This window comes from Actinomadura keratinilytica (assembly GCF_039539665.1).
GTDB lineage: Bacteria > Actinomycetota > Actinomycetes > Streptosporangiales > Streptosporangiaceae > Spirillospora > Spirillospora keratinilytica.
This window is the reverse complement of the sequence record NZ_BAABDO010000172.1, coordinates 1-10,110: the sequence shown is the minus strand read 5'-3', so window position 1 is coordinate 10,110 and position 10,110 is coordinate 1. Positions and strand designations below refer to the sequence as shown.

10 protein-coding genes are annotated in these 10,110 nt (G+C 73.4%); 4 read left to right on the top strand and 6 right to left on the bottom strand.

Annotated elements, in window-relative coordinates:
* Nucleotides 1-1,649: 1,649 nt before the first annotated feature.
* Nucleotides 1,650-1,937, top strand: coding sequence for a CD225/dispanin family protein (locus ABD879_RS30555; RefSeq protein WP_345025207.1), 288 nt, complete (start codon nt 1,650-1,652; stop codon nt 1,935-1,937).
* Between the two features lie 23 nt (nt 1,938-1,960).
* Nucleotides 1,961-2,398 (top strand): DUF2752 domain-containing protein, encoded by a 438-nt coding sequence (locus tag ABD879_RS30550; protein WP_345025206.1) that lies wholly within the window; start codon nt 1,961-1,963, stop codon nt 2,396-2,398.
* A gap of 696 nt (nt 2,399-3,094) precedes the next feature.
* Here the strand turns inward: ABD879_RS30550 and ABD879_RS30545 are convergent.
* Nucleotides 3,095-3,484 (bottom strand): RidA family protein, encoded by a 390-nt coding sequence (locus ABD879_RS30545; RefSeq protein ID WP_345025205.1) that lies wholly within the window; start codon nt 3,482-3,484, stop codon nt 3,095-3,097.
* A 73-nt stretch (nt 3,485-3,557) separates the two neighbouring features.
* Here ABD879_RS30545 and ABD879_RS30540 point away from each other — a divergent pair, with 73 nt between their 5' ends.
* Nucleotides 3,558-3,743: a helix-turn-helix domain-containing protein gene (locus ABD879_RS30540; protein ID WP_345025204.1), complete on the top strand. Its 186-nt coding sequence runs from the start codon at nt 3,558-3,560 to the stop codon at nt 3,741-3,743.
* The gene (locus ABD879_RS30535) at nt 3,740-4,495 is read left to right on the top strand and encodes a LysR family substrate-binding domain-containing protein (protein ID WP_345025203.1); all 756 of its coding nucleotides are present in this window, start codon (nt 3,740-3,742) and stop codon (nt 4,493-4,495) included. Before ABD879_RS30540 ends, ABD879_RS30535 begins: the two co-directional genes overlap by 4 nt.
* A 15-nt stretch (nt 4,496-4,510) precedes the next feature.
* Here ABD879_RS30535 and ABD879_RS30530 read toward each other — a convergent pair whose 3' ends face one another.
* From ABD879_RS30530 to ABD879_RS30510, 5 genes are all read right to left on the bottom strand, one after another.
* Nucleotides 4,511-5,893: a nucleobase:cation symporter-2 family protein gene (locus ABD879_RS30530; protein ID WP_345025202.1), complete on the bottom strand. Its 1,383-nt coding sequence runs from the start codon at nt 5,891-5,893 to the stop codon at nt 4,511-4,513.
* 225 nt (nt 5,894-6,118) lie between these two features.
* On the bottom strand, nt 6,119-6,610 hold the full coding sequence (locus ABD879_RS30525) for a metallophosphoesterase family protein (RefSeq protein ID WP_345025200.1): 492 nt from the start codon (nt 6,608-6,610) through the stop codon (nt 6,119-6,121).
* 4 nt (nt 6,611-6,614) lie between these two features.
* Nucleotides 6,615-7,817, bottom strand: coding sequence for a cytochrome P450 (locus tag ABD879_RS30520; RefSeq protein ID WP_345025199.1), 1,203 nt, complete (start codon nt 7,815-7,817; stop codon nt 6,615-6,617).
* Nucleotides 7,818-7,834: 17 nt separating this feature from the next.
* Nucleotides 7,835-8,830 (bottom strand): PDR/VanB family oxidoreductase, encoded by a 996-nt coding sequence (locus ABD879_RS30515; RefSeq protein WP_345025198.1) that lies wholly within the window; start codon nt 8,828-8,830, stop codon nt 7,835-7,837.
* 129 nt (nt 8,831-8,959) lie between these two features.
* A complete protein-coding gene (locus tag ABD879_RS30510) occupies nt 8,960-9,721 on the bottom strand; it encodes an IclR family transcriptional regulator (protein WP_345025197.1) in 762 nt (253 codons plus the stop codon).
* Between the last annotated feature and the right edge of the window lie 389 nt (nt 9,722-10,110).

Below are 10,110 nucleotides of genomic sequence, written 5' to 3'. Positions count from 1 at the left end.
TTCCCGGTCTTTTCCGGTAACCGCCCCTCCGTCACCGCTTTCGCGGCGCCTTCCGAACGGCTGTGCCATTTCATCAGATCCGGCCCGATTGTCAAATTCGGACCGCTCCCGGCGGTCCGCCCACACGCGTACGCGACGCCCGTAGAACGATCTTGCCGAGGAGAGATTGATGATGGTCCCCTTGGGACGGCCGCCGCACGTGGGCGTCTCGCTTCCCCTAGGGCCGAACGTACAAGTTACGTCCTCTGAGACGAGACGTCAAATCGGCGCCCGCACCGTCCACACGCCGCCATCTCGAGGACAGCCGACCGTGCGCTGGAGGCATCCGCGCGGTCCACGCAGTACCACCTGCGGCAACATGCTGGGCCCAGCTCGTTCTCGGGGCGCCCGCCCTCTCGCCGCACCGGGTCGGCTCGCTGGCATCGTCAGGCCCCGTCCGGCATCCCGGTCGGCGGATCGGCCTGCCTGATGCCGTGCGCTGGTCACTCTCCCCCTGCCCGAGTGATAGCCGTTCGCCCGATGGCCGGCGACGCTCGCGCGAGGTCGTGCGGTCACTGGACTCGCCTTGGGCGTGTCGTCAAAGTCTCATGGCCATCGGCAGGGCGGTCGACGTGACGGCGACTCGGAAGGACTCGGCGGTCCTGCAGTGGCGCGGGTGGCGGCCCCGTGCCACCGCCCGATGCGGTCGAAGCAGCGCTCGGCGACGCCGGCCGGCGATGGATGCGCCTGTCGAAGAGCGGCCACACGGTCCGCATCGACCGACCAGCCCGCAGCCACTTTGACGACGCTGCCTAGGGCGTGCTTCACAGTGCGGCGAGCGTCGCCGCCGTGATTCCGGTTGCAGAGACCAGGCCCGACAGCAGCAGCGGTCGTCCACCCGCCTTCGACCCGGCCGACCACCGGGGACGAGTGAGCGGGTCGGCAACCGGGGGCGCCTCCTCTGCCGCCCCTGTGGCCTTGCCGCCGTCATCGGCGGTCGTGCCGATCGGCAGGCCGGGACCGCCGCGAACGAAGGGCGGCCGCCCGTTTCCAACGCCCCGCCGACGGCACGCAACACGGACGAACTGCCGCGCCAGCCGGCTTGAGGTGACGCGCGGCATCGCCCTGCCGCGCCAGTCCAGCCCTTCACCACCGGGCCGGAGCACCCTGGCCGCCGCGCCGCTGCGGATTCACCATGACCTACCGGACACGCCCTTGGGCCGTGACTCGGAGTGAGGTGTGCGCCGTCGTGGCATCGTCGCCATGAACCCGGTCCCGGGCGACAAGGCCCGGCCGGCCACCGGGGCGGCCGGGTTGTGGAGTGCGGCGTCGGCCGCTTCGAGCGGCGCCGTGCCGTGGCCACCCGCCACGGCGCCACCAGGGCGTGTTGAGATACGCCGTCAACGAACGGCTCCACCTGCTTTCGGAACGCGACCAATCCGTTCCGACGTGTCGGTCGTCTGGCTGTTGCACCTGCGCTGTCGCTGGGTCTGCGCCTATGGGGCGCGCCGGCCCTCGACCGTCCGCGCGCCGCTCGAAGGGGGCTCCCACCAGGGCTGCGGCAGATACCGACGTGGCCGAAGACCATTCGTGTTCTCTAGGATCAAGAACCACGCATAGCGGGCAACCATCTACAAGAGCGACCCATCCCCCGATACCGGAGGTATTACATGAGCTACTACGGGCAGCAGCCGGGCTACGGCGGATACCAGCCGCCGGCCTCCCCGCCCCCCAACCACCTCGTATGGGCGATCCTGAGCACGATCCTGTGCTGCCTCCCTGCGGGCGTGGTGTCGATCGTCTTCTCCGCCCAGGTCAACTCCAAGTGGCAGGCGGGCGACTACCAGGGGGCGCAGAAGGCCTCCGACAACGCCAGGACGTGGGCGATCGTCTCCGCGGTCCTCGGGCTTGTGGTGACCGTCGCGTACCTCCTGCTGTACGTCGCCGCCAACGCCTGACGGCCGCCTTCGCACGGCACGTGATGACGAACGATCGCCGGTCCGCTCTGCCGACGCCGGGCGGACTGGCCGGCCGACTCGCCGCGCCGATCGGTGTGCTGCTGCTCACCTGCGCGGCGGTCCTGTACGTGGCGGCCGTCGACCCCAACGAGGACGGCCGCTATCCCACCTGCCCGTTCCTGGCTCTGACCGGGTACCAGTGCCCCGGCTGCGGTTCGCTGCGAACGGTGCACGCGCTGGCGCACGGCCGGCTCGGGGAGGCGCTCGGACTCAACGTGTTCGTGGTGGCCATGTTGCCGGTGCTGGCGTTCTTCTGGCTCCGCTGGACGATCGCCCGCGCCGGTGACCGGCCGACCCGCACCAAGGCGGGGGATCCACGGCTCATCTGGGCCCTGTTCGCGCTGATCATGGTCTTTTGGCTGGTGCGCAACCTGCCGTTCGGAGAGTTCCTCGCCGCCTGAGTCGGCGTCCTCCCAAACGAAACGGCGGCCACGACGGTTCGGCACTCCGCCCGGCCTCACTCGCCTGCGCGACGCCGCCGGGCCCCTACGCTGATCTGCGTTTCCCACCGGCGCCTGTCCGGGGCGGCCCCCCTGCATGCGGGGCCTCGCTTGCTGTGTGACAGGCGGCCTGGCATCGCCCCCCCTGGAGAGCGACAGAGTGCTCGCCCGCTGGTTCCCCCGACGAGGCATGCCGAACCGCATGCCGCCCTGCGCTGTCTGGTCAGCATGGTGGTTCTCGGCTTCGGACGGGTGCGGCGTGTCGCTTGATCAGCGTCCTGCAGCCGCTTCTCCGTCGGCCTCGGCTCGCCCGACCGGCAGAGCGGCGGGCGGGGCGTCGGGGAGAGCCGACGGTGATGGTGGTCGTCTCGGCCTGCCTGCTGCGGTGAACTCGCACCCCGCCTGGGCGGGGTTCTCCGCGGGCTTGCGGGCCGGTCCGCCCGTAGGCGCTTGCAGGCGGTGGCCGTCCGTTCCGGTGTCCGGGTGGTCACCTGCGGCCCGGCACCTCGTCGATCTCACGACTTCCCGACTCGACGCTGCGCCGCCCCCCGCCTTCCGGTAGCGGCTCGGGCACGGGTCCCGTCGGGCGCATGGCCCACGAAGCCGACAGCGGTTCTCACGGCAGTCCGTGCGGCGGGCGGCAGGGGCGCGGGGTGGTCAGGGGTTGCGGCGGCGGGCTGTGACTTCGATCTCGATGCGCATGCGGGGGTCGGCCAGGCCGCAGACGATCATGGTGGCGGCCGGGCGGGCGGCGGCGAAGTGGCGGCGGAGGACGGGCCAGCAGGGTTCGAAGTCGGCGCGGTCCGGGAGCATGTAGCGGACGCGGACGACGTCGGCGAAGCCGCAGCCCGCCTCCGCCAGGGCGGCGCCGATGTTCTGCAGGCACTGCTCGGCCTGTTCGACGACGTCGTCGGGGATGGTCATCGTCGTGTAGTCGAAGCCGGTGGTGCCCGAGACGTGCACCCAGTCGCCGTCCACGACGGCGCGCGCGTAGCCGATGTTCTCCTCGAATGCCGATCCGGAGAGGATCGCCCGGCGTTCGGTCATGTCCGCAACCGTAGGAGCGGGCGTTCCCATATGTCCAATACTGTGGGAGCGGGGCGGTGATATCAGTTGGCATATGACGCCACCGCCTCCCGAGCTGGATCTCCGTCAGCTGCGCGCGTTCGCGGTGCTGGCGGAGGTGCTGCACGTCGGACGCGCCGCGCAGGTTCTCGGCATCGCGCAGCCGCCGCTCAGCCAGCAGATCGCCCGGCTGGAGAGGCGGGTGGGCTGCAAGCTGTTCGAGCGGCATGCCCGGGGGTGACGCTGACCGCGGCGGGGCGGGAGCTGCTGCCGGCGGCCCGCGGCGCGTTGGAGCAGGTGGCGGGCGGGCTCGCGGCGGCTCGGCGGGTGGGCGCCGGGCTGGCCGGGCGGCTGCGCGTCGGGTTCGCCGCGTCGCCGGCGTTCACGGTGCTGCCGGAGGCGGTCCGCGCGTACCGGCGGCGGTTCCCGGACGTGGAGCTCGAGCTCCGGGAGCTGACGAGCGCCCCGCAGGCCGACGCGCTGCGGACGGGTGCGCTGGACGCCGGGCTCGTCCGCGAGTCGCCGACCGAGCCGGGCCTGGCCGGTGCGGAGGTGTGGCGGGAGCCGTTCGTGGCGGTGCTGCCGGACGGCCACCCGCTCGGCCGCGAGGAGGCCGTGGCGGTGGAGGCGCTGGCGGACGAGCCGTTCGTCCTGTTCCCCCGGGCGGCCGGTCCCGCCTTCCACGACCGGGTCACCGGGGTGTGCGCCGACGCGGGGTTCGCGCCGAGGGTGGTCCAGCGGGCGGTGGAGTGGCAGACGCTGGTGGCGTTCGTGGGGGCGGGGCTGGGGGTCACCATCGCCCCCGCGGAGGTGTCGCGGTTGCGGCTGGACGGGGTGGTCTACCGGCGGTCGGCGCCCGAGCCCGCGCCGACGGTCGTCACGCTGTGCTGGCGTGACGGCGACACCCGGCCGCTGCTGCGCGGGTTCATCGAGACCATGCGGGCCTTGGGAGCCGAGAAAGAGCAGGCGCCCCACCGGCGCGGGGGCCGGTGAGGCGCCGGGCGGTCATCAGGCGGCCGGGGCGGCCTCCGTGGTGCGGGCTTCGCCGGACTCCTGCGGGGGCCTGCGGGTGAGCACGTTGAACACCAGGTTGAGGATGATGGCCGTCAGGCTGCCGAGGGTGATGCCGCTGTTGAGGATGGCGGCGACGTCGCGGGGCATGTTCTCGCCGAAGGCGGGGACGGTCGCGGGCAGCAGCGCGACGCCGACGCTGATGGCCACGACGAGGGCGTTGCGTTCGTCGCGCAGGTCGGCCTTGGCGAGGGTCTGGATGCCGACGACGGCGACCATGCCGAACATGGCGACGGCGGCGCCGCCGAGGACGTCGCTGGGGATGGACGCGACGTAGGCGGCGGCCTTGGGGAACAGGCCCAGCACCATCATGAAGACCCCGGCGGCGACCACGACGAAGCGGCTGCGGACGCCGGTGAGGCGGACGAGGCCGACGTTCTGGGCGAAGCAGGTGTAGGGGAAGGCGTTCAGCGTGCCGCCGAGGAAGGTGGACAGGCCGTCGGCGCGCAGGGCGCGGGTGATGTCGTCGTCGGTGACGCGCCGGCCGACGATCTCGCCGGTGGCCTTGGCGTCGCCCACGGTCTCCACCACCGTGACCAGCATGACCAGCATCATCGCCACGATGGCGCCGATCTGGAAGGTGGGGGCGCCGTAGTGGAAGGGGGTGGTGACGCCGAACCAGTCGGAGCGGCCGACCTGGTCGAAGGTGGTGTCGCCGAGCAGGTAGGACACCAGGGTGCCGCCGACCAGGCCGAGCAGGACGGCGATGCTGCTGAGGAAGGGGCGGCGCAGCCGGTGCAGGAGCAGGATGAACAGCAGCGTGCCGCCGGCGTAGAGGAGGTGCTTCCAGCTGCCGAAGTCCTTGGTGACGGTCTTGGCCTCGGCGCCGCCCGCCGCGTCGGTGAGGGCGTTGGGCAGCAGCACGACGCCGATGACGGTCAGGACGGTGCCGGTGACCACGGGCGGGAAGAAGCGGACCAGGCGGCCGAGGAAGGGGGCGGCCAGGAAGGTGGCGATTCCGGCGGTGATGGTGCCGCCGTAGATGGCCAGCAGCGCCGCGGTGCCGTTCTCGGCGCCCTGCCCGATGGCGATCATGGGGGCGACGGCGGTGAACGTCACGCCCTGCACGATGGGCAGCCGGATGCCGATCCGCCAGAACCCCCAGGCCTGGATGATCGTGGCGATGCCGCAGGTGAACAGGTCGGCGTTGATCAGGTAGACGAGCTGCTCGTCGGACAGGCCGATCGCGCCCGCGACCAGGATGGGCACCACGACGGCGCCGGCGTAGAACGCCAGGACGTGCTGGAAGCCGTAGAGCGCCAGCCTGGGGACGGGGAGCACCTCGTCGACGGGGTGCTTGCGGGGTTCGTCTTGGGCCATGTCCGTGTCGCCTTCCCGAAGGTAGAGCGCCCGCCGCCCCCGGGCGCGCCCGTCGAGGCGCGTGCCCGGGCCCGCTCGGAAGGGGCTTGGAACGATCCGGACCGTGGGCGGAGCCGTCCGCTGTCCGGTGACGTGGAGCCGGTCGGCCGGGGCTGTTCTGCCTGTACCGTCCGACATCGTAGAGAAGGCCGCCTATGTCCGAGGGCGCGGCCCGCTCCGGAGGCGTCAGGTGACGGCGACGATCCTGGCCTCGGCCAGGCGCCCGTCGCGGATGTCGAGTTCGCCGATGGTGCCGTGGGGCTGGCGGCGCCGGTCGGTGGGCGAGCCGGGGTTGAAGACGCGGACGCCGTCGCCGGTCTGGTCCATGGGGATGTGGGAGTGGCCGAACACCACCAGGTCGGCGTCGGGGAACCAGCGGCGCATGCGGGCCGTGCGGCCCTTGGCCTGGCCGCTGTCGTGGACCATGGCGACGCGCAGCCCGTCCAGGTCGAGCTCCAGGCGTTCCGGGGCGCCCCAGGCGGCCACGTCGGGGCCGTCGTTGTTGCCCAGGACGGCGTGGACGGGCGCGTAGGCGGACAGTTCGTCGAGGACGTCGGCCGTGCAGACGTCGCCGGCGTGCAGGATCACGTCGGCGCGGCGCAGGTGCTCGGCGACCCGGGGCGGGCAGGAGCGCCAGCGCCGCGGCGCGTGCGTGTCGGAGACGACCACGACCCTCACGGTGTCATTGTCTCAGCGGGTGGACGCGCACCGGCAGGGACTCCCAGGCGCGCAGGGTGTTGTTGAGGTGCCGCCGGGGCGCGCCCAGGGGTTCGATGCGTTCGACGCGGCGGGCCAGGGCGGTGAGCAGGGCTTCGGCCTCCAGGCGCGCCACGTGCTGGCCGACGCACTGGTGGATGCCCATGCCGAAGCCGACGTGGCCGGACGGGTCGCGGGACAGGTCGAACGCGTCGGGGTCGCGCCAGCGCCGGGGGTCGCGGTTGGCGGCGCCCAGGAACATCAGCACCTTGCTGCCGTCCGGTATGCGGTGGCCGGCGATGACGACGTCGCGGGTGGCGGTGCGGAAGAACGTCTGCACGGGAGACTGCCAGCGCACCGCCTCGTCGAACGCGACGCGTGCGAGTGCGGGGTCGTCGACCAGGCGGCGCCACTGGTCGGGGTGGGCGGCGAACGCGTGCAATACCGCGGCCAGGCCGTGCACGGTGGTGTCCACCCCGGCGGTCAGCAGGGAGCGGACGACGAGCGGGGCCTGGTCGTGGGTGATGTCGCCGCGGTCGGCCGCCGCCCAGATCTGCGCGCCGAATCCGCCTGCGCCAAGCCGTTCGCGGCGGCACTGCTCCCCCACCCAGCGGGCGAGTTCCGGTACGCGCGGCTCGCCCTTCTTCACCAGGGCGTTGGGCGGGCCGAAGGCGTTGAAGGCGTGGTCGCCGTATGGGAGGAGGTTGTCGCGGCCTTCCTTGGGCAGGCCCACGGCGTCGGGGAACACGCGCAGGGGGAACGCCTGCGCGAGGCGGGTGACGGCGTCGAACTCGTCGCCGTCCGCGAGTACCTCCTCCACGAGCTTTTCGGCGTCGGGGAACCACGCCTCCCGCAGGCGCCGCAGCGCGCGCGGGCCGAGGATCTTCGCCAGGACGGCGCGGGGGGCGTCGTGGCGGGGCGGGTCGGCCTCCAGGAGGAGGCTCGGGGGGCGCCAGGGCTTCTCGTAGCGGAAGTTGCTCAGGCCCACCCCGGCCCCCGACTGCAGGGACTGCCAGTCGGTCAGGGCGGCGTGCACGTGTTCGTAGCGTGCCAGGGCGTAGACGTCGTAGCGGGTCAGGTGCACGACGGGCCCGGCGTCCCGGAGGGCGGCGTGCAGGGGGAAGGGGTCGTCCAGGACGTCGGGGGCGAACGGGTCGGCGTCGCTGGAGGGCAGGGCGGCCATGGTCATGGGGGGCTCCTCCGGGGTCACAGGTCGAGGACGAGGCGTTCGGAGCGGGCGCGGGACACGCAGATGAACATGCAGTCGCCCGCGGCGCGCTCGTCGTCGTCGAGGATCGAGTCGCGGTGGTCGGGGACGCCGTCGAGCACGCCGGTCTCGCATGTGCCGCACACCCCCTGCCGGCAGGACGACAGGACGCCGACGCCCGCGGCGGCGACGGCCTGGAGCACCGACTGCCCGGGGGCGACCTGCAGCGACAGGCCCGAGCGGCGCAGCTCCACCTGGAACGCCTCGTCGCGGGCGGCCCGGCCGCCGGTGTCGCGGGCGGCGAACCGCTCGGTGCGCAGCAGGCCGGGCGGCCAGGCGGCGCAGCGGCGTTCGACGGCGTCGAGCAGCGGGGCGGGGCCGCAGCAGTAGACCTTGGTGTCGGGCCTGGCCTCGGCGGGCAGCCAGGCGGGCAGGTCGAGCAGGCCGTGCTCGTCCTGCGGCACGACGGCGACCCGGTCGCCGTAGGGGGCGAGCTCGTCGAGGAAGGCCATGCAGGCGCGGGACCGGCCGCCGTACAGCAGCCGCCAGTCGGCGCCGAGCAGGTCGGCCTGGCGGATCATCGGCAGGAGCGGCGTGATGCCGATCCCGCCCGCGATGAACAGGTAGCGGTCGGAGGGCACGAGCCGGAAGTTGTTGCGCGGGCCGCCGATGGCGACGGTGTCGCCCTCCTCCAGCACGTCGTGGATGTAGGCCGAGCCGCCGCGTCCGCCGGGTTCGCGCAGCACGCCGATGCGGTAGGCGTGGGCGTCCCAGCGGTCGCCGCACAGGGAGTACTGGCGGGTCAGGCCGCCGGGCAGCACCAGGTCGACGTGGGAGCCGGGGGTCCAGTCGGGCAGGCGGCGCCCGTCGGGCGCGGTCAGCGTCAACGCGACGACGCCGTCGGCCACGGGGGTCTTGGCGGCCACGCGCAGCCGCATCGCGGCGGGGCCGGGCGGGACGCGCTCGCTCGCGTGGGCGGGCAGGTCTGTCGCCATGGGTCCTCCTCGTCACCAGGGGCAGGGCACCAGGGGCAGGGCACCGGGGGCAGACCGAGCATGATTCGCATGTGGCGCGCGTCACCAGAGCCTTCTCGTTGAATGAGAGAGGCCGGGGGCGGGTCCCGGTCAGGGGCGGGGCATGCCGGGGCGCATCGCGCGGGTGACGCCCCGCGCCGCGGCCTTGAGGGCGGGGATCTGCATGCGGGCGTTGTCGTCGTTGGGCACGACCACCGACAGCGCCGCCACCACCGCGCCGTCGGCGTCGCGCAGCGGGACGGCGATGCCGGCGGCGCGTTCGTCGACGTGGCCGCGGCAGAACGCCACGCCGCTGCGGCGGACGTCGGCGAGCACGGCGCGCAGCCGCCCGGGGTCGGTGACCGTGTGCGGGGTGTAGGCGGCCAGCGGCCCGGCCAGGACGCTCTCCTGCAGGTCGCGCGGGGCGTGGGCGAGCAGCACCAGCCCGCTGGACGACACGTGCGCGGGGAGCCGCCCGGCGATCCGGGTCAGGTTGACCACGGCCTCGGGGGACGACAGCCGTTCGATGAACAGGACCTCGCGGCCCTCCAGCACGCCGAGCTGGGTGTGGTGGCCGACGACGGCGTGCAGGTCCTCCATGTACGGCATGGCGGCCTCGCGCAGGGTCAGCGCGGGAGAGGCGCGGGACGCCAGCTCCCACATGCGCACGCCGATGCGCACCCGCCGGTCGGGGTCGCGCCGCAGCCACCCGTGCCGCACCAGCTCGTCCACCAGCCGGGAGGCGGTGGCCACGTGCAGCCCGGCCCGCCGGGCGATCTGCGTGACGCCCAGGGCCTGGTCGTCCGGGCCGAACGCCTCGAAGATCCGCACCACCCGGGACAGGACGGACTCGCCCGCCACCGACGTCCTCATGGGCCATGGTGGACGCACCGGGGGCCGTTGCGTCCACGCACGTTTCCGCTGGGCGGAAGCCGCGGTTGCTCACGCGGGTGAGCGACGGCCGCCCGATCTTTGTCACGGCGTGAATTACCGCGGCGGGGACTCCTTGGCATCCTTGGACGGCGCCCCCGCGCGAAGGCGCCCGCCCCCCCGCTCGAACCCCGTTCGCGCACGGCACGTCCATCGTCACGGGAGGATCACAGGTGGCACGCACAGCGATCCGACGTCACGCGATGGCGCTCCTCGTCGTGCCCGCGCTGGCCCTGACGGCCTGCGGCGGGGGCGACGACGGCGCCCTCGGCGGCGGCCAGGACGCGGCATCGCCGACCGCGGCGTCCTCCGCCGCCCCCTCCGGGGCCGCG